This is a genomic window from Amphibacillus sediminis NBRC 103570 (genome assembly GCF_001552275.1).
Lineage (GTDB): Bacteria > Bacillota > Bacilli > Bacillales > Amphibacillaceae > Amphibacillus_B > Amphibacillus_B sediminis.
The window spans coordinates 1-22,624 of record NZ_BCQW01000004.1 but is presented as its reverse complement, the minus strand read 5'-3'; the positions used below and the strand labels follow the sequence as shown (position 1 = coordinate 22,624).

General features: G+C 37.7%; 24 protein-coding genes. 5 read left to right on the top strand and 19 right to left on the bottom strand.

Going from position 1 to position 22,624, the window contains the following annotated elements:
• The first annotated feature begins 54 nt into the window (after nucleotides 1–54).
• The 3 genes from licT (at nucleotide 55) to ASE01S_RS04425 (ending at nucleotide 4,442) form a co-directional block, all read left to right on the top strand.
• Nucleotides 55–891 (top strand): BglG family transcription antiterminator LicT, encoded by an 837-nt coding sequence (licT, locus tag ASE01S_RS04435; RefSeq protein WP_067838985.1) that lies wholly within the window; start codon nucleotides 55–57, stop codon nucleotides 889–891.
• Nucleotides 892–1,013: 122 nt separating this feature from the next.
• Nucleotides 1,014–2,915 carry a beta-glucoside-specific PTS transporter subunit IIABC gene (locus ASE01S_RS04430; protein ID WP_067838982.1) on the top strand — a complete coding sequence of 634 codons (1,902 nt, stop codon included), beginning with the start codon at nucleotides 1,014–1,016 and terminating at the stop codon, nucleotides 2,913–2,915.
• 96 nt (nucleotides 2,916–3,011) lie between these two features.
• Complete coding sequence (locus ASE01S_RS04425; RefSeq protein ID WP_067838979.1) at nucleotides 3,012–4,442, top strand: 6-phospho-beta-glucosidase; 1,431 nt, start codon at nucleotides 3,012–3,014, stop codon at nucleotides 4,440–4,442.
• 93 nt (nucleotides 4,443–4,535) lie between these two features.
• Here the strand turns inward: ASE01S_RS04425 and ASE01S_RS04420 are convergent, their stop codons facing one another.
• The 12 genes from ASE01S_RS04420 to ASE01S_RS04365 all read right to left on the bottom strand — a co-directional run bounded on the left by ASE01S_RS04420 (nucleotide 4,536) and on the right by ASE01S_RS04365 (nucleotide 12,768).
• The gene (locus tag ASE01S_RS04420) at nucleotides 4,536–4,967 is read right to left on the bottom strand and encodes a VOC family protein (protein WP_067838976.1); all 432 of its coding nucleotides are present in this window, start codon (nucleotides 4,965–4,967) and stop codon (nucleotides 4,536–4,538) included.
• On the bottom strand, nucleotides 4,954–5,406 hold the full coding sequence (locus ASE01S_RS04415; protein ID WP_067838973.1) for a GNAT family N-acetyltransferase: 453 nt from the start codon (nucleotides 5,404–5,406) through the stop codon (nucleotides 4,954–4,956). The genes ASE01S_RS04420 and ASE01S_RS04415 overlap by 14 nt, the downstream gene beginning before the upstream one ends.
• A gap of 92 nt (nucleotides 5,407–5,498) precedes the next feature.
• Nucleotides 5,499–5,879, bottom strand: coding sequence for an MmcQ/YjbR family DNA-binding protein (locus tag ASE01S_RS04410; RefSeq protein ID WP_174520231.1), 381 nt, complete (start codon nucleotides 5,877–5,879; stop codon nucleotides 5,499–5,501).
• 546 nt (nucleotides 5,880–6,425) lie between these two features.
• Nucleotides 6,426–7,205, bottom strand: a complete 780-nt coding sequence (gene tpiA, locus ASE01S_RS04405) for a triose-phosphate isomerase (RefSeq protein WP_067838970.1) — start codon at nucleotides 7,203–7,205, stop codon at nucleotides 6,426–6,428.
• 1 nt (nucleotide 7,206) lies between these two features.
• Complete coding sequence (locus ASE01S_RS04400) at nucleotides 7,207–7,662, bottom strand: RpiB/LacA/LacB family sugar-phosphate isomerase (RefSeq protein ID WP_067838968.1); 456 nt, start codon at nucleotides 7,660–7,662, stop codon at nucleotides 7,207–7,209.
• The gene (gene dhaL / locus ASE01S_RS04395) at nucleotides 7,659–8,300 is read right to left on the bottom strand and encodes a dihydroxyacetone kinase subunit DhaL (protein ID WP_067838965.1); all 642 of its coding nucleotides are present in this window, start codon (nucleotides 8,298–8,300) and stop codon (nucleotides 7,659–7,661) included. Before dhaL ends, ASE01S_RS04400 begins: the two co-directional genes overlap by 4 nt.
• Complete coding sequence (locus ASE01S_RS04390) at nucleotides 8,300–9,307, bottom strand: dihydroxyacetone kinase subunit DhaK (RefSeq protein WP_067838962.1); 1,008 nt, start codon at nucleotides 9,305–9,307, stop codon at nucleotides 8,300–8,302. Before ASE01S_RS04390 ends, dhaL begins: the two co-directional genes overlap by 1 nt.
• A 97-nt stretch (nucleotides 9,308–9,404) precedes the next feature.
• The gene (locus ASE01S_RS04385; RefSeq protein ID WP_067838958.1) at nucleotides 9,405–9,950 is read right to left on the bottom strand and encodes a D-lyxose/D-mannose family sugar isomerase; all 546 of its coding nucleotides are present in this window, start codon (nucleotides 9,948–9,950) and stop codon (nucleotides 9,405–9,407) included.
• A 23-nt stretch (nucleotides 9,951–9,973) separates the two neighbouring features.
• Nucleotides 9,974–11,083 (bottom strand): PTS fructose transporter subunit IIC, encoded by a 1,110-nt coding sequence (locus ASE01S_RS04380; RefSeq protein ID WP_067838955.1) that lies wholly within the window; start codon nucleotides 11,081–11,083, stop codon nucleotides 9,974–9,976.
• Nucleotides 11,083–11,406, bottom strand: a complete 324-nt coding sequence (locus ASE01S_RS04375) for a PTS fructose transporter subunit IIB (protein ID WP_067838953.1) — start codon at nucleotides 11,404–11,406, stop codon at nucleotides 11,083–11,085. Before ASE01S_RS04375 ends, ASE01S_RS04380 begins: the two co-directional genes overlap by 1 nt.
• A gap of 19 nt (nucleotides 11,407–11,425) precedes the next feature.
• A complete protein-coding gene (locus tag ASE01S_RS04370; RefSeq protein ID WP_067838949.1) occupies nucleotides 11,426–11,866 on the bottom strand; it encodes a PTS sugar transporter subunit IIA in 441 nt (146 codons plus the stop codon).
• Nucleotides 11,867–11,895: 29 nt separating this feature from the next.
• The gene (locus tag ASE01S_RS04365) at nucleotides 11,896–12,768 is read right to left on the bottom strand and encodes a ketose-bisphosphate aldolase (RefSeq protein ID WP_067838946.1); all 873 of its coding nucleotides are present in this window, start codon (nucleotides 12,766–12,768) and stop codon (nucleotides 11,896–11,898) included.
• 163 nt (nucleotides 12,769–12,931) lie between these two features.
• On the opposite strand from ASE01S_RS04365, the gene ASE01S_RS04360 reads away from it, so the two are divergent.
• Nucleotides 12,932–13,720, top strand: coding sequence for a DeoR/GlpR family DNA-binding transcription regulator (locus ASE01S_RS04360; RefSeq protein ID WP_067838942.1), 789 nt, complete (start codon nucleotides 12,932–12,934; stop codon nucleotides 13,718–13,720).
• A 368-nt stretch (nucleotides 13,721–14,088) separates the two neighbouring features.
• Here ASE01S_RS04360 and ASE01S_RS04355 read toward each other — a convergent pair whose 3' ends face one another.
• The 7 genes from ASE01S_RS04355 to ASE01S_RS04325 form a co-directional block, all read right to left on the bottom strand.
• Complete coding sequence (locus tag ASE01S_RS04355) at nucleotides 14,089–15,603, bottom strand: CehA/McbA family metallohydrolase (RefSeq protein WP_067838940.1); 1,515 nt, start codon at nucleotides 15,601–15,603, stop codon at nucleotides 14,089–14,091.
• A 15-nt stretch (nucleotides 15,604–15,618) separates the two neighbouring features.
• Nucleotides 15,619–16,881, bottom strand: coding sequence for a hypothetical protein (locus ASE01S_RS04350; RefSeq protein ID WP_067838937.1), 1,263 nt, complete (start codon nucleotides 16,879–16,881; stop codon nucleotides 15,619–15,621).
• A gap of 180 nt (nucleotides 16,882–17,061) precedes the next feature.
• The gene (locus ASE01S_RS04345) at nucleotides 17,062–17,895 is read right to left on the bottom strand and encodes an ABC transporter permease (protein WP_067838934.1); all 834 of its coding nucleotides are present in this window, start codon (nucleotides 17,893–17,895) and stop codon (nucleotides 17,062–17,064) included.
• Nucleotides 17,892–19,037, bottom strand: a complete 1,146-nt coding sequence (locus ASE01S_RS04340) for an extracellular solute-binding protein (protein WP_245630319.1) — start codon at nucleotides 19,035–19,037, stop codon at nucleotides 17,892–17,894. Before ASE01S_RS04340 ends, ASE01S_RS04345 begins: the two co-directional genes overlap by 4 nt.
• A 6-nt stretch (nucleotides 19,038–19,043) precedes the next feature.
• A complete protein-coding gene (locus tag ASE01S_RS04335; RefSeq protein ID WP_083512014.1) occupies nucleotides 19,044–20,099 on the bottom strand; it encodes an ABC transporter ATP-binding protein in 1,056 nt (351 codons plus the stop codon).
• A 15-nt stretch (nucleotides 20,100–20,114) separates the two neighbouring features.
• Nucleotides 20,115–20,936: an ABC transporter permease gene (locus ASE01S_RS04330; protein WP_067838931.1), complete on the bottom strand. Its 822-nt coding sequence runs from the start codon at nucleotides 20,934–20,936 to the stop codon at nucleotides 20,115–20,117.
• Between the two features lie 232 nt (nucleotides 20,937–21,168).
• Entirely contained in the window at nucleotides 21,169–21,882 is a 714-nt protein-coding gene (locus tag ASE01S_RS04325) for a GntR family transcriptional regulator (protein ID WP_067838928.1), read from the bottom strand.
• A gap of 316 nt (nucleotides 21,883–22,198) precedes the next feature.
• Between ASE01S_RS04325 and mscL the strand changes: the two genes are divergently transcribed.
• A complete protein-coding gene (gene mscL / locus ASE01S_RS04320) occupies nucleotides 22,199–22,609 on the top strand; it encodes a large conductance mechanosensitive channel protein MscL (protein WP_067838924.1) in 411 nt (136 codons plus the stop codon).
• Nucleotides 22,610–22,624 lie beyond the last annotated feature (15 nt).

Sequence of the window (22,624 nt, the reverse complement as noted above, 5' to 3'; positions counted from 1 at the left end):
TTATCATTATTCTATTAGCTAGCTGATTTAATCTCACCTGAGGAGATAGAATTTGTGGAAGTAAAAAAAGTGATTAACAATAATATTGTCAAATCTGTTGATAGCGCAAACAATGAAGTGTTGGTAATGGGCAAGGGAGTTGGCTTTCAGAAGAAGGCTGGTGATCCCATTGATCCTGATGCGATTGAAAAGATTTACACGAGCAATAAAGATATGAATACCAACAAGCTAACGCAATTGCTTGCTAATGTGAAATTAGAGCATCTACAGGTTGCCAATGAAATCATTAGTTTTGCTAAGGTGTCTTTAGGCAAGAAGCTAAGTGAGAATATTTATCTCACACTGACCGATCACATTGACTATGCAATCGAACGTCACACAAAGGCGTTACCGATTAAAAATGCTTTACTATGGGAAATCAAGCGATTTTATAACCATGAATTCTTGATAGGAAAAGAAGCATTAAATATCATTTATAATAAACTAGGCATATCATTGCCTGAGGATGAAGCCGGTTTCATCGCATTGCATATCGTAAATGCTGAGCTGGACATGTCAAAAGTCAGCCAAGTGTCTGAAATGACACAGATTATCCAAAACATACTCAATATCATCAAATACCATTACAAAACGGACTTAGACGAGTACTCATTAAATTATGAACGATTTGTTACCCATTTAAAATTTTTCGTCCATCGATTGTATAGTGGTGTTGAGCTTGAGGAGAATAAGGATGCTGGTTTTCTATTCATGCTCAAGGAAAGATACAAAGAGGAATATCTTTGTGCTTTAAAAATTCGTGATTATATTATTAAAGAATTTGGCCGGGATCTAAAAGAGGATGAAATGATCTATCTTACGATCCACATTAGAAGAATTACAAGTCATTAAATAATTTGGAATAGGATTGTTACTGGTTAAGCAGGCTATACCTAAATAATTTCCCACTCTCTGTTGAGTTGTTGGAATTTATTTGGGTATTTTTTTTAGCAATCTTGAAGGAGGAGAAAAACGTGAACTATCCAGAATTAGCAAAAGTTATTTTAGAGCATGTCGGTGGTGACGAGAATGTCGACAACTTAGGACATTGTGCCACTCGGTTACGTTTTAATTTAAAGGATGATAAACGACCGAATACAGAAAAATTAAAAAATACACCTGGAATTATGGGGGTTGTTTCAAAGGCTGGTCAATATCAGGTTATCATCGGTAGCGATGTGGGCAGTGTCTATAAAGAAATTATCAATCAAGCCCCATCCCTTGATAACAATGATGGTAAAAAAGATGAGCAGGATGATCGTTCTCCTGTTGCGAAAGTAATTGATACGATTACCGGTATCTTTACACCTATTTTACCTGCGATTACTGCAGCTGGGATGTTGAAGGCAGTCCTTTCGGTTCTTGTTGTATTTAACTTAGTGAGTAATGAAAGTCAAACCTACCAAGTCATCGACTTTATGGCAGATGCTGCTTTCTACTTCTTACCGATCTTACTTGCTGTCTCGTCAGCAAAGAAATTCAATACTAATGCCTATTTGGCTATGATGGTCGGGGGAATTTTACTCCATCCTAACTTCGTAGCTATGGTAAATGCTGTAGAAGAAACGGGTGGAATTAGTCTGTTTGGCTTACCAGTATCACCAGTTACCTATTCATCATCTGTTATTCCAATCATTCTTTCAGTTTGGTTTATGTCTTATATCGAGCCAATCGCAGATCGAATTTCACCAAAAGCCATTAAGTTCTTTAGTAAACCATTAATTACTATTGCGATTGTAGGTACGGTTAGTATTGTCCTTATTGGACCACTTGGCCACTTTATTAGTGATGGTATTTCTACTGGAATTACCGCTTTAGAAAACTTTAGCCCATGGTTAGTACCTACACTGATTGGTGCTCTATCACCATTGTTTGTTGCTACTGGAACGCACTATGGTTTAGTACCAATTGGAATTAACAACAGAATGGTAAGTGGCTACGATACCGTTATTTATCCAGGTATGTTAGCTTCTAACGTTGGACAAGGTGCAGCTGCCTTAGCTGTCGGATTTAAGAGTAAAGATTCAACCGTTAAACAGCTTGCTTCATCTGCTGGTTTAACAGGCTTGTTCGGAATTACAGAGCCCGCTTTGTATGGGGTTAACTTACGCTTTAAAACCCCTCTATATGCTGCAATGATTGGTGGCGGTATCGGTGGTTTATTCATGGGAATCTTTAGAGTACGTAACTTTGCTGGTGGTTCCCCAGGACTACTAACCCTACCAAGCTACATTGGAGATGACACATTACAGCACCTTATTTTCGCTAGTATTGGAGCAGTCATTAGTATTATTCTTGCATTTACGATTTCATACATCCTTTACAAAGATCCAGCTCCAGAAGAAGATGCTTTAGTTGATCGAGACCAGGATGACTCAAATAAGGATGAAAATACTTCGACTACCTCAGCAGAACGAGCATCTGAAGAAGTAGTTATGTCACCGATTAAAGGAGAAGTGGTTTCACTTTCCGCAGTAGAAGATGGCATGTTTTCTGAAGAGATTTTAGGAAAAGGGGTAGCCATTAAACCTGAAGAGGGAAAAGTATTCTCACCTATTTCTGGTACGGTAACAGCGCTATTTGATTCAAAGCATGCCGTCGGCTTAACGAGCGACCATGGCTTGGAGTTATTAATTCATGTCGGTATTGACACAGTCCAACTAGAGGGAGAAGGCTATCAATACTTCGTTGAAAAAGGCCAGAAGGTTGAAATTGGTGATAAACTTATTGAATTTGATTTAGCGGGAATTGCAGAAAAAGGCTATAAAACAATTACTCCGGTAGTGATTACTAACTCAGCCGATTATGGTGATATTATTACCTTAAATGAGTCAGTTGTCGAAACTGGTAAAAAAATGATCAAAGTGATACGCTAATTTATAGAATAGGAAGGGAAGCAGCTGCTTATTTTTGCAGCAGAGCTAACCCTTCTCTATTTATTCACATAATATCTACAATCAAGGAGGCATAACATGGGATTTCGGAAAGATTTTTTATGGGGCGGTGCGACAGCTGCCAACCAATGTGAAGGTGGTTATAATGAAGGAGGCAGAGGCTTAGCCAATGTAGACGTTGTTCCAATTGGAGAAGATCGCCGTGCTATTATTACTGGGAAGAAAAAAATGTTTGAGTTTGATGATGAGCACTTCTATCCAGCTAAAGAAGCGATTGACATGTATCATCGTTATAAAGAAGACATTGCGTTATTTGGTGAGATGGGCTTTAAAACCTATCGGTTATCAATTGCCTGGAGTCGGATCTTCCCTAAAGGCGACGAAACTGAGCCAAATGAAGAAGGGCTTAAATTTTATGAGGATTTATTCAAAGAATGCCATAAGCATGGCATTGAACCACTTGTTACCATTACACACTTTGACTGTCCGATGCATTTAATCAAAGAGTATGGCGCATGGCGTAATCGAGCATTAATTGGTTTCTACGAAAACCTTTGTCAAGTGATCTTCCGCCGCTATAAAGGCTTAGTTAAATATTGGTTAACCTTTAATGAAATTAATATGATCCTGCACGCCCCATTTATGGGAGCGGGACTATATTTTGAAGAGGGTGAAAATGTCGAGCAGGTTAAGTACCAGGCCGCTCACCACGAGCTAGTTGCTAGTGCCATTGCAACCCGAATCGCCCATGAAGTCGATCCTGAGAATAAAGTAGGTTGTATGCTTGCAGCTGGCCATTACTACCCTTATTCATGTAAACCAGAGGATGTCTTTAAAGCACAGCAATCAGACCGTGAGAATTACTTCTTTATTGATGTTCAATCACGTGGTGAATACCCTGCATATGCATTAAAAAAATTAGAGCGCGAAGGCATTGACATTAAAATGGAGGCAGAAGATTTACAGCTTCTAAAGGAAAATACGGTTGATTTTATTTCATTCTCATATTATTCTTCACGTGTTGTCTCAACCGATCCTAAAGTAAACGAAAAAACATCAGGAAATTTATTTGCTTCGGTGAAAAACCCTTACCTTGAGGCAAGTGAATGGGGTTGGCAAATCGATCCATTGGGGTTAAGAGTGACAATGAACTCACTTTATGACCGTTACCAAAAGCCACTATTTATTGTGGAGAATGGCTTAGGAGCAGTCGATGTTCCAGATGAGAATGGATATGTTGAGGACGACTACCGAATTGAATATTTGGCTGAGCACATTAAAGCGATGAAGGATGCCGTTGAGTTAGACGGAGTTGATTTACTCGGCTACACCACTTGGGGCTGTATTGACTTAGTGAGTGCGGGAACTGGTGAAATGAAAAAGCGCTACGGCTTTATCTATGTCGATCGTGACAATGAAGGAAACGGCACACTAGCTCGTTCAAAAAAGAAATCCTTTGACTGGTATAAAAAGGTGATTGCTAGTAATGGAGAAGATTTAAGCTTTTAGACTATGGTAATAACACGTAAAAAGCAGCTATGACATTCTTAGTCATAGCTGCTTATTTAACTATCATCATTCGGTGACTCGAGTTTCCTAAATTTAGTCGATCACCAACATGTCATTTTGATCAAACTTCCAATTGTCTCCATAAGCTACTTCCCAATAATAACCATCCAGATCAGTGAAATAGCCACTATAACCACCCCATGAAACCATTTCAGGCTGCTTTACAATTGTAGCTCCATACTTTTCAATGCGTTTAAAAAAATCATCAACCTCAGCTTTTGCCTTCATATTAATCGCTAAGGTAATCCCATTAAATCCACCCTTCGTTATGGCAGGAGGATAATCATGATTAATATCCTTGGCTAACTGATTAATTTGAAACAGTTCTAATCGTGTCCCACTATTTTTAAAGAAAACAACGGGGGCATCATGACCTGCGCTCGTCTCAAAACCAATATTTTTATAAAAATCGAGCGATCTCGGAATACTCTCCACTCCTAGACAAATTAAGTTAATTCGATTCATTTACTGCCTCCTTAACCCATTGCATTGTATATTCAATTGCAGCTGTATTGGGATCTTCCTCCTGTCCAAGTAGCTTAAAGCCATTGTTTATATAAAAGTTAACAGCATTTTGATTTTCTTGGAATACCTTTAGTAATAGTCGATCATGAGATTGCTTAGCTTCTGTTAATAACGCTTGGCCAATACCTTGCTTGCGCCATTGCTCTTTCACAAATAATCCCGCAATATAATCATCCATCATACCAATAAAACCGATAATTTGGTCGGCTGATTTAAATACATAGATACTAGCCTCAGGAATCATCATTCGAACTTTTGGAGCCATCTCTTGCCAATAAGCACGTTTAATAAAGCTATGTGCTTCAACATTTGCATTAAACCAAATATCGATTAATTGATCTAATTCTACTTCACTTAGTTTGGTTAATTTTGTTATCACTACTAAATACCCTTTCTTTACTTTATTTTAAGATATTTAGTTTAGCACACGCATCAAGCCACCTCCTGCACTATAAATTGGACTTTGCTCACTTATCGTTGATTAATCTTTGCCTGATCTTTTTTAGTTAATTTTTGATAGACCAGCTGATAGGATTGCACAATCAATTGCTCAATTTCTTGATCCGATAATTGATCTGTTGCCAACTTAATCGAATTCCAATGCACCTTATTCGCATAATAACCGGGGGTGACATCACTATGGGTACTTCGTAAAAATTCATTGTCTTCGGGTAATCCTTTTAACGTAATAATGGCATCAGCGGATGGTTCCGGCGTCATCAAACCAAATTGTTTGCCTAATAGATCAAAATAAATCACTTGCCAATCATCTCGATAATAGACTTTGGCTCCAGCTAATTGATTGCCCACCTGCTCAAAATGTTCCATCCGCTTTTTAATCAGTTCAAGCATGATCGTCACTCCCAAATCGGATATTTTTTTTAGCATAGCACAACCATTCATTTTAAACAAATAGACCTAATCATTAAAAAAAGATAGTCTATCATTGATTTGGTAAATAAAGTGAAACTTCGTTCAGTGGGGGTTTCGACGGATAGGATGTGCTCGTGCAGACGTTGATGACATGCTCCCTTATTTCTTGATGTGGGAGGCTTACAAAAGCCCTTCGATGGGGCGAGTAATCGCAGCCCCAGCCAGTCACACTGCGATAAATTACGAGGATAATTTGGTCAAAGCTTCTTTCCAAATCATGCACAAGCTGCTTGCTCTATCCGCTAGCACATCAATAGAATTCCGTTAACTCATCGTTGTTATGAATTAACGGATTCATCGTTTGTTTAATTAAAAAGATTAAAGTAGCCGTCCAGGCGTTCAACTTAACACTTAATCAGTTACTATAAAAACTTTTAATGATCACTCAGTGCTTTGCTAGCATCTAAAAAATCATTCTTCTCTATTATTCGTTACAGACTAATCTTAATGACTCTATCTTTCAAACTAAGATTCACTGATTAGCTTATCTTTTGCTACTTCTTCTATAATGGCTTTAAAATTAACTGGATCGTGGCCAAATCGACCAACAAATACACCATCGACATTCTCATTAGCAATAATAGCACCCGCATTTTCTTTACTTACTGAACCACCATAGATAATACGTACTTTCTCTGAAACCTTTTGTCCATAAAGTTCATTTAGCAGTTGTCGGATCATTTTATGAATCGTATGAACATACTTTGGCGAGGCTGCTTCTGGCTGACCAATCGACCAAATCGGTTCGTAGGCAATAATGACTTTCTCAAGCTCTACTGAATCAATTGCTGCTAAGTTGGATAATAATTGTTGTCGTAAATGATCGCTGATCCGTTCCTTTTGCTCGATTGATTCGCCAATGCATAATACTGGTGTCATTCCGTTTTCAAGCACCAAGCGTACCTTCTGGTTAATCATCGCATCGGTTTCATTAAAGTTAGCTCGCCGCTCTGCATGACCTAATTCCACCAATGAACCCCCACATTCCAATAACGATTCAATCGAATATTCTCCTGTAAACGCTCCATTGGCAACAGGTGCAATATTCTGTGCCCCGTAACCGATATCCGTATTCTCTAATAGCTCGGCAACGCCTGATATCGTTCCTAAACTTGGGAAGATAAAAATCTCAACATTCGATATGTCTTGGCAAAGCTCCTTCAATTGCTGTACATATGCACGTGTTTTTTCCACCGTATTCAAATAGAGCTTTAGACTGATCCCAACAACTGGTTTTCTATCCATATTACTCACCAAGAGCTTGTTGTTCATATTGACAGATTTGATTGATCTTTCGTTCTGAACCTGTCCCTGATTGAAAGCCATTGGCTAAATACTCTTTGGCAAGTTCTTTTGCTGAGGCGATGCCTTGCACAAATGCACCAAAGGTAATAATCTGCGCATCATTGCTTAATTGAGCTCTCTGTGCGCCATACGACTCGAATATTTGGGCAGCACGAATTCCTGAAACTTTATTTGCTGCAATCGCCATCCCAATTCCTGTACCACAGCATAAAATCCCTCGATCAATTTCTTTATCTTTTATCGCCTTTGATACTTGAAACGCGATATTAGGGTAATCAATGTCGTCTTCACTATATGAACCAAAATCAACGACTTCATAGCCTAACTCTTTGACGTATGCTAATAACTCTTCTTTAAATTGAAAAGCATTATGATCTGCCCCAAATCCTATTCTCATTTGAACTCCTCCTTTACGAATTGATACATCTCATTGATAATCATAGCGATAGAGGTTGCACCTGGATCTTGATAACCGAGCGAACGTTCTCCTAAAAACTTTGCTCGACCAAATTTTGCGACATAGCCTTTGGTATTTTCGACTCCCTGTTGTGCCGCACTTTTGGCAGCCGCCAAAGCCTCTACAAAAGTCGAATTTTTATTTTCTATTAAAGCTACGCTTGCAGGCTCTAACGCATCAAGCATTGTTTTGTCTCCAAGACCGGCTCTGCCTCTTATTTTTATATCTTTAACAGCTTGACTGACGCCATCGGAAAAGCTGGCCACGTCTATTTCAGGTGCTTCAGGCTCTATTTTTCCCAGTGCTAAAAATAAGCTACTAAACAGTACGCCAGATGCACCACCCATGGATTCCATCATAGCAATACCAGATTGTCGAAAGACTTGGTTAACACTTGTTGACTCTTGCTCTTTTAGTTCTTTTTGAATGGCTCGCGCACCAGTAGCCATTCCAGTTCCATGATCACCATCACCAATATGTCGATCAATCTCTCCTAACTCGTCTTCCTTTTGAATCAATACGTCCGCAATATGAAGTAGCATGTCTTTTACCTGTTGGATCGTTAACTGATTACACATTAATAGCCCTCCTTATGAAAGTAGTGGGGACTCGTCGCTTCCATTTGATAGAGTTCTTTTAGTTCTTCTGTTAATATTTGCACAGTGAGTGAAAAACCAGCCATTTCTTGAGTCGTACAAAAGTTGCCGACAACCGTATCCATGACTAAAAATCCCTTATTTTCCAAAAGATCAATTAATTCATTCGTGATAATATACAACTCCATTAAAGTAGTAGAACCTAGACCATTTACACAGACAATCACTTCTTTTTCCACATAAGCCTTTATCTCTTGGTCAAGAGCGAGGTACATCTTTTTAATGAGATCTTTCGCTGAAACAATTGGCATTTTTTCTATTCCAGGCTCACCATGGATACCTAAGCCATATTCAATTTCGTCATCATTCAAAATAAAACTTGGCTTCCCATTGAGGGGATTTGTTCCTGATTTAATCCCTACCCCAATTGAATAAGTCCGCTGATTACATTCTTGGGCAATCCTTTGACATCTCTCTAATGAGTAACCTTTAGCAGCTGCTGCAGCTACTTCCTTTATCACAAATAAATCGCCAGCTATGCCTCTACGGTCTACTTGATATTCCTTTGGAGCAGAAGCTATATCATCACTAACAGCCAGATTCACTACTGCAATTCCTTCTGTGTCTGCCATTTCCTTGGCTAAATCAAAATTCAATACATCACCTGCATAGTTCCCAAATAAGCAAATGACACCCTCCCCTTGATTGGCTTCGTGAATAGCCGCCAAAACAGTTTGCGGTGTTGGTGCGGCAAACACATTTCCTACAGCAACAGCATCAGCTAAATTTTTACCTAAAAGACCAAAGAATAAGGGCTCGTGACCGCTGCCGCCACCGATGACAATACCTACCTTCCCCTCCTGCTTTTCTTTACGATACAAAACCCGATCATTTTCCTTCGATACAGCAATATGGTCTTTTTCAGCTTTAACAAAACCCTTTAACATATCAGTAATGATTGTCTCTCGTTGATTTAAAATTTTTTTCACTGAGTCCCCTCCTTGTTATCTATCAATTGTAAAACTTTGAAAACGCCTTTAAATAGATACTTATCTACCACTTAGGCGTTTTCAATCGATTCAGAATTTATCTATCTCTAATGGCTCTTTTTACATTTGGATTTGTGAATAAATCAAATTCATCAAAGCTCGGAGAAGAAAACTCACTAATGACCGCGCCTTCACTTCCTGCTTTAAACCAATGCTTTGTACGTGGGGCAATAGTATATTGATCACCAGCCTTTAAGTGAATCTCTTTACTTGCTGTATAATATGGTTTATGTTTTTCAGGTATTGATACACTTATTTGCTCTGGTACAAGCTGTTTATCTGATTCAACATACAAGTATACCTCTCCCCAACGGCACCTGAAGGTCTCTTGCTTCCCTTCGCGATTCTCCAAATCAGGATGCCAGTGCTCTGGGCAAGCCTGGTTAGGTAATAGCGCCATTTCCTTTGCACAGTAACGATCGTTATTCACATATAAAATTAGATTTAATCCTTCTTCTTCAATATTGTCTAATCCAAATTCAGCATAATCAATACTTGCTAGCTCTTGCTCGGTTAAAACAATTTGAGATTTTAGAAAGATTTCTTTTACACGCGCTTTATATGCATTAGATACTGTCGTCATCTTTGCGCCCTCCAATATGTTTATTAGGTAATTTTCAACTCTTCAAAATCAATTTCTCGCTCATCCTCTTCTGTTAGCTCTTTTATATCATCTAATGCGACTGGCTTTTTCAGTACATATAAAACAATGGCAGTAGCTAATGAGCCTACCAATAATGAAGCTAACCATGCTAAAGGATTGGTCATCGTAACCATCGCGAATAAACCACCATGCGGAACCGGAGATGCTGCACCTAGATACATACTCATAGCACCCCCAATTGCTCCCCCAATACCTGTTGAGAGGATACAACGCCACAAGTCATTAAAAATAATTGGATAACATCCTTCAGTAATCATACAAACACCCATCGGAAATGCAGTCTTAAGCGATTCAACTTCCATTCGCACATAAATATTTTTGCCAAAGATTTTTTGCATAAAATACGCCATCGTCATTCCGAAAGGGGTAACCATTGATGCAAGCATTAGCACAGCCATTGGTTCATTGATACCCTCTGATTGAAGTGAAAGCAAGAAAGCAAATACAACCTTATTAATCGGACCACCATAGTCCACACTTGATAAAATACCAATGATCAGACCGAATAATAATTTTTGACTTGTATCTAGGCCTAAAAGGTAGTTATTTAAGGCATCCGTTAAAATTGAAATAGGTGTACCTAACACATAGTACATAATGATGCCGACAGCTAATGAGGCAGCGAATGGAATTAACAGCATCGGTTTAAGCCCCTCTGCCCATTGCGGAACCTTCATTTTATCTTTGAGGAATTTTGCAATATAACCCGCAATATAACCACCAACAAAGCCTCCGATAAAACCAGAATTCATATTAATGGCCACTAATCCGACTAGGAACCCTGGAGCAATTCCTGGTTTATCTGCAATTGAGAAGGCAATTCCAGTAGCAATAACCACTGGCAGCATCCCTAATATAAGTCCACCCATCGTGTACATGGTGTCAAAAAAGCCAAAAGGATCCTGAATATTTTCAATGGTTACGCCACCAAATAGACTACCAATCGCTAACAGAAAACCACCACTAACGACGACTGGGATTAAATATGAAATAGCGGTTAGTGCATGTTGCTTTAAATTGGTAAATAATTTACCTGAAGTTTGCTCGACCATTATGCATTAGCCCCCTTCTGCATAAGCTCTTCTACCTTCTTAATAAACTTATTAGGAGATTTAATCACCACTTCTGTAGGAATTTCAATGATTCGTATATGGTTAAATCGATCTTTTCCGCTCACCTTAACATCAGCAGCAATAACCGCCACATCAGCTTGATCTATCAATTTCTGCGGGATCTCATCTTGTACACCAATGGTGCCTTGTGTTTCAATATGGATGCTGTGACCAGCTTTTTGTGCTGCTGTGACTAGTTTTTCCCGGGCAATATACGTATGGGCGATTCCTGCCGTACACGCTGCAATTCCAACAATGTTCATCATTAACTTCTCCTCTCATTTAAGCAAATGCTTGCTTTAATTCACTCACTGTATCCGCTTTCAATATTTTGTTCACAACCTCATCATTCCCTAATTTACCTGCTAACTTTGCTAACATTTTTAAATGGTCATTTTCTCGACCGTCTCCAGCTTGAACACAGAAGAGACAAACAATTCTAACTCCTTTTCCATCCAAGGTTTCCCAAGCGATTTCATTTGAAAATTTTCCAATAGCAACCCCATTTTTTAAAGCGTTTTCACTTAAGCCGTGAGGAATTGCTATGTAATTTCCAATGCCCGTTTGTCCCAGCGATTCACGATAATAGATATCTTTTTCAAATGATGCAACATCACTGATATAGTTTTTCTCTTTTAACAAATTTGCTAAGGTGTTTATGGCCTCTTCTTTTGTTGTTGCTGGTAAATTGACTGCCATAATTTCTTGATTGAGAATATCCATAGCCTCACCTCGTCATTTCAGTTTTGAGATTAGTTGTTATAAAGCTCCATTTTGTTACCTGTATTAAATAGTTTAATTTTTTCAAGAGACGTTTGTTTAGCGGCTTTAATACAGTCAGGGAAAATAACATTAGGCTCACGAATTTCTGAATTACCATTATTTAATATTTCTCTTAACTTGTTAGTAAATGAAATCTTGATGTCGGAAGATATATTTATTTTTGCTATGCCAAGCTCGACAGACCTAGCAATTTCTTGATTTGGATTACTTGATCCACCATGTAAAACTAACGGAATATCGATCAACTTGTTAATTTCCTCTAAAATGTCTAGACGAAGTTTAGGTTCAGCATCCTTAGGATAAATACCGTGAGCTGTACCAATAGCAATCGCCAATGAGTCAATATTTGTTCGTTCAACAAATTCTCGTGCTTTTTCTGGATCGGTATAGATGATTTCACTCATACCACCTTCAACGGTGTTACCCGTATCACCAATTGTGCCTAATTCAGCTTCAACGGATACACCAACCGAATGAGCAATTTCAACCACTTTCTTCGTCTCTGCAATGTTTTCTTCAAAAGGTAAGTGCGAACTGTCAATCATTACTGAAGTAAATCCTAATTGAATGGCATGAACAACTTGTTTAAGTGTTGCGCCATGATCTAAGTGAATAGCGACGGGAACTTTAGAATGCTGAGCTTCATATATAACCTGACTGACAAAGCTATCACGTAAAAAAGCTAATTCGGCTGGGTGAATCGCCATCATAAATGGTGCTTTTGCCTCTTCGCATGCTTCCATAACTGCAGTCAGTAATTGACCACTTCCTGCATTGAATGCAGGGACAGCAAATTGATTTTGCTTTGCAACATCCAACATTTCTTTACCTGTGATTAACATAGACACAACCTCTTTCTTTTTATTTTCTTTTATTTTCTTTTCCTTTCTTTTGTAAGATAAATTATAGTGCTAAATTAAGATGAAGTCAATAACTTTTTAGGTTTATTTTTTTTTTATTTTCATCTATAATGAATAAAAAATGAAGTTTAGAGGTGGCATTCTCATGTTTGCAAAAGAAAGAGAAGAAAAAATTAAAAATGAGATATATAGAAAAGGAACGGTTTATGTCGCAGAGTTAGCAAGGAAATTTAATGTTTCTGCCCCAACAATTCGAAGTGATCTGGATAAAATTATGGCAAGCTCTGATGACTTTGAACGTACTCATGGTGGAATTATTTACAAAAAGAAAGAGGAAGAAAATAAAGAAAAAATATTAATGTATAATATTCGAGCCTCAATTAATAAAAAAGAAAAAGAGGAAATTGCTCAGGTGGCCATCTCTTTAGTCAATGAGAGAGATACACTCTTGTTAGATTCGAGTTCGACATGCTTTGAATTTGCTTCGTTACTCGCTCATCCATCCTATACAAATAGAAATACAATCCTAACAAATGGGTTGTCTACAGCGATGATATTAAAGCAGAATCCAAATCTAACGGTCATTATTTTGGGGGGAATTGCTAGGACTGACTCGAATACGATCCATGATGAATTTCAAGATCCCATTTTAAACCGATTTAATATTGATAAATATTTCTTTTCTGCATCAGGTTTATCAATTGAAAGCGGCTTTTCAGAATTTAACATTGAAGAGGTTAAAACGAAAAGAGAAAATTTGCAGCGAGCTAAATTAAAAATTGCGCTTATCGATCATACAAAGTTTGATCAAGATTCTAGTTCAACCTTTGGCTCACTCGATCACGCAAATATGCTTATTTCTGACTCTCGCTTAGATAAAGAGATTCAAAAAAAATATGCTGCTTTGATTCCTTTACAAACCTATGGACAATAACTAAAACAATTTTATTGTCCACATAAACCAGAGAAGAAAGCAGGGCATACCTTAACAAACATAAGCAACAGGCAATTATAACTATTATCAATATAGAGTTTTATTGATAAAAAGAACATGGAAAAAAATGGTATTTCATTAGGATAAACACATAGTCGAGTAAACAGATAAATAATTAGAGAATTTCGTTCAGGTAAAGGGGTAGGGCTGTCCTAAAGGCCAATTATGAATGGTCTTTATAGACAGCTCTTACATGTTAGTAATATAACAATTGCTCAATCGTTTAAACTGCAGTTACCGCACCTATCTCCTATGCTTTGAGTCATGTGCTAGACTTTTGATACGTGCATTACATTCTTTAGATCACTCTACTGAAAATAAATTGGATTGGTAAATGCAATCAATTCTTGTTGTTGGTTGTACATTTCAGCCCGAATCCATGTAAGTAGATTAGAATTAAGGGATACCTTCACGTTTTCTTTAAATATATCCTCCATGATTACCCCTAGATTGGAAATAAGCTTATATTCTGCGTGATCAGGCACTCCTTTCATGGTTAAGTGGCAGAAAACCTCTGATTCCTCTTTAACCACTGTGTCACCAATCGTATATGTCTGTTGTGATTGTTCGATTTCCAACGAGAGAACAGAATAGTAAGAAATAGAGATTCTTCCTTCGCGAATAGATTGTAAAAAATCTTGACGGAATCTCCCAGAATCTTGTGGCATATGCACATAAGTAATAGCATATTTTGAATGCTGATCATCATTATGATGCCAGTCTCGTCCAGCTGTTGCGGGCAGTCGGTAGCCTTTATTCAGAAGTTCTGTCCAAAATTCAATCGCCCTGTGATTATAATAGGAAACACTAGGATGATTACCGTTCCAAACTTCAATAAAATCAAAATCATTGATATCCTTTATTGTGAATTCCCAATGGCATCCGGTCCCAATTGGGTTACCAATCCGAAACGGGTGGGCAATCCCTGCAACGGCTCCTCGTCTATGTATGTGTTCTAATCCTTTGTGTACATCTGTCGGTCCAATATTACGCCAATCAGTGTATGTCAGTGTAGGATAGCCAAAGGTTAAGATATGACCAAAAAAGGTCGTCCATTCTAAACCATATAGTAATTGAAGTGATGTGTGATTACGCTGTTCTTCCATTTCACGTAATGGACTGGTTGTATTGTGGTCGGTAATTGCAAGTACGTCTAACCCTTGTTGTTCAGCAACCTGGATCATTTCAGGTACTGTTTGTTTTCCATCACTGTGAAAGGTGTGAGCATGCAATTCGGCAGCTATCCATTCATATGCAGTGTCTTTACCACTTACTGTCATCACACTTTCTCTCAATGAGTTCTCCGGAATATTGCTGATTTGCATTGGATAATGCCAAGGTATTTGTAATATATTGTCTGTTCGCTCTTTATCTGTCTTAACGATTAAGGAAAAATAGCATTTGTCCGTCACAATGGCATGAGCACTTATTGTAACGGACCAGAGTCCAGCTGACAATTTCCCACTTAGTATGCCTGGTGAAGCCTCTTCTGTTGTTATAAAGATATGCTGTTCTGGTTCATGACAATGCCTTGCACCACGAAATCCATTTGGATCATCGATAGATAATGTCAGCAGATTTTTTAATGGACTGTATTTGTCAATAAGCCCGCCTATATCATTATTATTAGGTAATAAATTGTAGCATGTTAAGGCTTCTGCAATAATTGTTTTTTGTTTTGTCTCATTAGCTAATATATCTGGTCTATAGTCAAAGTCAATAGTGAGTATCTCTGACCCTTTTGGTACATAAAAGGTATAGGTTAAATGGGATTGCATACTTGCTTGTGTCAATTCTGCTTTCGTTTGAAATAAAATGCTCATAAGTCTAACTCCTAACTAACGCTTCCAAATAATATGTTCTGTTTGATACTGGTTAAGTGAATAGTACTCTTTTTGATGAAGTACTCTTTGCAATCCTTTTTCTTTATGATAGGTAAAAATCTTCAAACCTTTTACCGTAACATGTTCTAATTCAGGGTTAATAAGGCGTACTTTGATTTTAGTTATTTGTGAAAAATCAAAAGTCATAGGTAGATAGATTGCAACGGCAAAGTGATGATCAGGGCCAGTGTATGCCGCATCAAATGGTCCCAGCTTTATTTGGTCGTAAGAACTGCTGTACCAATGATCGTCACCTTCGATTTGACAAGCAAAGTCAACGGTAACTTGTCCGAGTTTAACGTCCCAAATCGAAGAATGAATGAATAAAAAAGAAGATAGTGACTCTAGTCTATTATATGGTGGTTGTTTTTCACTGAGTTGTCGGTAGGCCTCCCATTCCATCACATCATTAACATATGGATATTGTTCCATGACAAACTCTCTTGGTTGTTCCTCGGCTTGCCACTTTCTAGGAAGGAAAGAGAAATGATAGTGACTGGTAATCGCATCGGTAAAATTCCCATTCCCTGTCGCAGTCTGCATCACAGGTCGTTTTTCATCAATAAATCCTTTTTCATATTTTGTATCAATATGATGTGCACCTTGATAAATGGCATGATCAATGGTCTCATCTTCATTGAGGTAGACTCTGATCATATATTCAATATCGAGTAATCGTCCCCACTTCGCCATTAACATCATGGCGGGCGTTCCTTCGTCTTCATGACTGAACACCATATGGTATTCAATGACCTTACCTTTCTCCCAGTTATCTATCCGATAAAGCATTTCTAATGGGGTATCAGTATATAAATTATCATACTCGCCGTAAATTGTACGACCATGTAAAATAGGGGCATGTTGAAGTGCCAGTAACTCACTGTTTGTAGGTGTTAATTTTTCTAATTCAATGGCTTCAATTAGAATCGTATATTGTTTCGTGAAAGGTTCAACATGTAGTTGATGGCATCCTGCCTGCCACTCCCCTAAATAGCGTTCATAGCTGAAGCTTTCTTGTCCATAGAAGAGAATAATGTCTTGCTGATGTGATTCATTCATGTATATCCTCATCATTGCTGCTTCATTGCCTTCCTCAGACCAAGAGGTTGAACTGCTTACTGTAAATGTTATCGAATAGAATCCTGTATCAGGAAGACGAACAGGGTATGTCAACTTTTCTGTTAACATAATAGGCTGATCAAGTAGCTGAATCTTCATAATAACCTCCTATAAGCATTTACTTTTATTAGAAAGATCTAGTGATAAATCACGCACGTTCTACTAAAAAGCAATCTATTTCCCGTATGCTACTTAGGCTAGATAATAGCCTGGAATGTATAACACTCATTAATATTACCTGCTTAGCATTAGTGAATATTGGATAGTTTGCTCTTTTTTTTAAAGTTCCTTCTTTGAACCTTTTATATTACTGTAAATATAGAAATAACCGACAATAGAACATAGTAAAAACATAAAAACAGCTAAGCTACTTGATTGTTCGATTGCATTAAAAACTGAGAAATGTTGCTGCATTGAAACACCAAGCATTTGTGGTGCATTGCGATCAATTAAAAACGGTGCAGTGAAGCTTCCGATAATTCCCATAAATAAAAAAGTAAGTGCTACAAGCATCGTTCGATAGGATAAAGGCAAGATGAAATGCCAAAATAGTCGCCATTGATTGGCACCAGCGTCCTTTGCACCTTCTATGATAGAATTTGGTATGGCTTGTAAGGCTGAGATCAGCAACATGGTTGTAAAAGGAACGTTAAACCATATATTAATCATTAACAGACCTTTCACATTATAAATAATCGATGGCATGTATTCCTCACCAATCATTCTCGCCACCCAACCATTATCTCGGTAAAAATTAATAAAGCCATATACCGCAATTACACCTGGTATAAACATTGGAATTAAGTATGTTCTGTTGATCCATTTTGCAATTGGACTCTGATTAAAACGTAAATAAATGGCAATTGAATAGGCAATAATTAATACTAACGAGCAGGAAAGAATCGTTACAGTTAAAGTATGGCGAATATTATTTAAAATAAGCGGCTCGGTGAATATATAGATATAATGTTCAAATGTGAACTGGCCATCAGCACCTGTAAAACTCGTTTTAATCGATGACCAAACTGGATACATAACAAGGACTAACAATATTAGGAAAGAGGGCATAACAAGCCCTAATCCTAATATTGCTGATTTCCATTTCTTTGTCATTGTGCAGCGACCTCTTTTTGCCATTGCTCGGTTAATTTACTACTAAGATCGCCACCATTAAAGATACGATAACCATCCATAACATCTGCAAATTTCTCCTGGGCTTCTTCAGTTAATAGATCCCACTTAATTCCAGGGTATCCATACATTTCGTCGATCACGATTTCTTGTACATCTAACGTCAAGACATAATTTAAAAATGTTTCGGCAGCTTCTTTACGTGCTTCATCACCATTATCAGCAAGCATTAAATAAGATGGACCACCCGTAAAAGCCGGTTGAATTTGTTTGAGTTTAATTGATTCAGGTAAGAGACCTTTACTAATTTGCTCCAAAGCCATGTCCGACCAAGCCGGAATCATGTCTACTTCACCATTTGCCAACAAATCTAATGTACCTTGATTTTTCTTCGGATAGACACCTTCCTTATACATGAAAGGTGCTAATTCATTTAGTAAATCAAAGCCTTTATCCCATTCCTCCATAATACTTTCATCTTGGATGCTCATGGCATCTTCAGCTAGTTGATTATAGATAGTTGTTAACACAAACGAACTGCCAGCGCCACCAGTAGAAGGATCATTATAGGCGAAACGGCCTGGGTTCGCTTTAATCCAATCGTACAGCTCCTCAGCTGTTTCTGGAACATCTGTCACGGTGTCCTCGTTGTAGGCAAGCACAACAGAAGAAGCACGATAAGGAACAGCCAGATCATTTGCACCTGCTAAATTCTCATCTTGTACATTATCTAAGTTCTCAACATTTTCTGATGATAAAGGATAGAAGATATCACCATCTTCTTTGCCACGAAGAATATCCTCTAGTGATCCTTCATAAAGATCTACTCCTGAATCATTACCGGATTCCTTCGCTGCCAGAATTCGGTCCATTGTCGACTGCCCACCTGTACCTGATGGAACAAAAACAAAGTCCACATCAATATCTTCATGTTCATCTTCAAACATAGGAATAACGGTTTCCCAGAATTCTTCTACATTTTTTGAACCTGAGCTGTATAGGGAGATCTCTGTTTTTCCTGATGTATCCTGCCCATCCCCACTACTACAAGCAACTAATGATAATACACCTAAACCAATGATTGCTCCTACTACTGCTCGTTTTACTCCATTAAACATTTTCATATACGTCTAACCTCCTATTATGTTAAGTACTTCTCCAGTTTCATTAAAAATTAAGAAACGGTTCAAATGAATTGGAATAGTGCTTTTTAATGCAATTTGCTTCATTTGCTCACGATCCACAAACATTTTGAGCGAACCCATTTTCGTTTGTAACGTTATTTCAGCAAAATGTCCAAGCATCATGCTTTTGTCTACTAGAGCGTCGATACTGCTTGTACGGTTATCTGCTAGTTGAATATCTTCGGGACGAACCCCGATGGTTACATTACCAGTGTAAGCATCGTCAAAAGGAAATGTTAGATCGCCAATACGAATCGTATTGTTAACTGCTTTTCCTTTAACAAAGTTCATTCTTCCAATAAACTGTGCGACAAATAAAGATGCCGGTGTATTATAAACATCCTGTGGTTCAGCAATTTGTTCAATATGTCCATTATTCATCACCACAATTTTGTCCGAAATGGATAAAGCCTCTTCCTGATCATGTGTGACAAACAACATCGTCAGATTTCGTTTAGCTTGGATTTCTCTTAATTCTTCTCGAAGCTCATGACGAAGTTTCGCATCTAAAGCACTGAAAGGCTCGTCTAACAGTAATACCTCCGGTTCTAGTAAAAGTGCACGAGCAAGTGCAATTCGTTGCTGTTGTCCTCCAGATAGTTCACTTGGATATTTCTTTTCCATTCCTAATAGATGGACAAGTTTTAATACTTCTGTTACTTTTTCTTGTATGACTTTCTTTTTTACTTTTTTTAATTTCATACTGAAAGCTAAATTATCGTACACTGTCATGTGTGGCCATAAATTATAGCTTTGAAATACCATGGCACTCGGTCGCTTTTCCGGGGGCAAATGGTGAACCTCTTTGTTATTGATCTTAATGGTGCCAGATGTTGGCTCAATAAAACCGCCAACACTTCGGAGTACAGTTGTTTTTCCGCATCCAGAAGGGCCTAATAGTGTAACAAGCTCTCCTTCATTAACATAAAAATCGATTTGTTTTACCCCATCTCCAGTAGGATAAATTTTGGCTAGATGTTCAATTTCTAGTTTAATAGTCAACCATCGGTCACTCCTTTATTTCATTTTAAATCCATTTGCAAAGGCATCTGCACCAACAAAACGTCGTGCGGCAAACAAGAGAATAATCGTTGGTAAAGTAAGAATTACGGAAAACACAGCTCCGGCTGTACTTGGATAATCGGCTATGATCGAGTACATAGTGACTGGCATCGTTTGATAATTAGGAACCCCGACTAAAAATGTTCCTTCCGCTTCATTTAGTGAAGATAAGAAGGTAAATACGGATGCGACAATGATTCCTGGCTTAGCCATGGGTAAGGTAATGTGCCAAAAAACCCGTAGTGGTGAAGCACCGACATCTCTAGCTGCCTCTTCTTGAGATTTATGTACATTTTCAAAAGCAGCGGAAGGTATCCATGTCATAAACATCAGGGTATTGATGATGTGGATGAGAATAATTCCGGTAAATGTGTTCATTAAATTCATTTGATAGAAAAGTACTGCTATTGCAACATATAAACCCATTTTCGGGAAAGCATTGGTTAACAAAAAGGAAAATAAAAAAAATCGTCTTAGTGGAAATCGAATCCGTGCAAAGGCATATGCTGCGGGAATGCAGATGATAATGGAAATCAATGTGACGACAGTAGCAATTACAAAGGATAACCACATTGATCGAACTAATGACTCGTCCTGTAAGACAAATGACCACCAATTGAGCGACCAGACGCTTGGTAAAATATCTGGATATTGCCACTCACCTGCAAATGCGAGTAAAAGAAGGTTCAGCAATGGCCCAAAGAAAAATAACATAAATAGGCATAGAAAGATAAATTCAATAATTTTACGCTTACCTAAGGTTCGGAAATACCACATTTCTTCACCTCCTTTTCAGAATAAAAAGCACATGAAGTATAGACTTTATCCGAAATTAACAACTTATTTCCGCATATACTCAGCATTATAAACCTAAGAAGTCTATACATCTCATACCATTAATGTAACATTCAATTATTAAGCCATGATTATAGATCTGTTTAGAATTTGTAAATTATTGCGGAAAATAAGAAGCCTTCGCGAGGAGCGAAGGCTTTTACAAACAAATTGGTCAGCTTCTAATTCTGGATATAAAAAATTTAAAAATATCATTACGAAAATAATCCAATGAAAAAAGGACAGGTTTATTGTGTAAATCATAATGGATTTGTTTTAATAACAGGACAGTGGTGGCAGGGTGAATCAGTAACTTTTGACAATTTGGATCAGTATGTAATGGAACAATAATTTCTGTCGAAGCTTTATCAATTTCAATCTGATGAACCTCTTTTAAATATTGAAAGAGTGATCCAATTTTCTTTTTATTTAATATATGTTCACCAACTAATTTACTTGAAAGGACATTTTTAGAGAAAACAACAGGTTCATTATTTGCTGTTCTAATACGTTCATGAACAATAACATCTTCGTTTGGTTTTAGTTGTAACAATTCCTTCCATTCATCAGTTGGAACTTCTTTGTGCAACTTTTCTCTTCGTTCACCATCCTCTAACCCTGCATGCATAAGCATGGAAGTTACACTCATTAAATTCTCCAAACTGTTTGGAAGAGAGGGGAGAGGATTAACAACAAATGTTCCGACACCATGTCGAACAAATACCTTACTTTCCTGTTCCAACAGTTTAATTGCTGATCGAATCGTTTCTCTACTTACCTTGAATTGCTTCGCTAAGGTTATTTCTGGCGGTAATCGTTCGCCGATCGGATAAACCCCATCTGCTATAGAAGCCTCTAAAGCCTCTTTTATTTTTTGATAAATTGGCATACCAACCACCCTTTTTAATAGTATCTGTTGTCTAGACTTTTATTTTATTATATCATAGTAAGGTAAACTGCCACTACTTACATTAGTGAAGTTTTGTTGGTTTATATAGAGAGAATAAGTAAAATCTTGCGTCCTTGCTTAAAGAGCGGTAATTGATAATCGATTAAGAATCCATATAAATAATTAGTATTTAGCAGCAATTTCATAGTCCTTAGCATTCCTATATAAATTTAATATCATCTATTCTCTATCAAATTACTTTATACTGAAAGAATTGAAAATAGGACCCAAATATACTATATGAGGAGAGAGACCCATGATCAAAGAATTTAAAGAGTTTATTATGCGAGGAAACGTAGTAGATTTAGCTGTTGGTGTGGTAATGGGAGCTGCTTTCTCTGCAATCGTTACAGCACTCGTTGAACATGTTATTACGCCGAGCATTATTGCCTTAACAGGGAATGCTAGAGTAGAGGAATTATATATTCAAGTTGGACAGGCTCAAATAAAGTACGGTGAATTTCTTCAAGCCGTTATGGATTTCCTATTGATTGCACTTGTGTTGTTCCTTGCTATTAAAGCAATGAATAGGCTAGCTCAAAAACGCAAAAAGGATGAACAAGAAACAGTAGAAGCACTGACAGCAGAGCAATACTTAGCTGAAATTCGTGATCTGTTAGCTGCACAAAATAGTGCTGAGCAAAGTAGTCCTAACAAAAACAATTGAACTACCCCCACTATG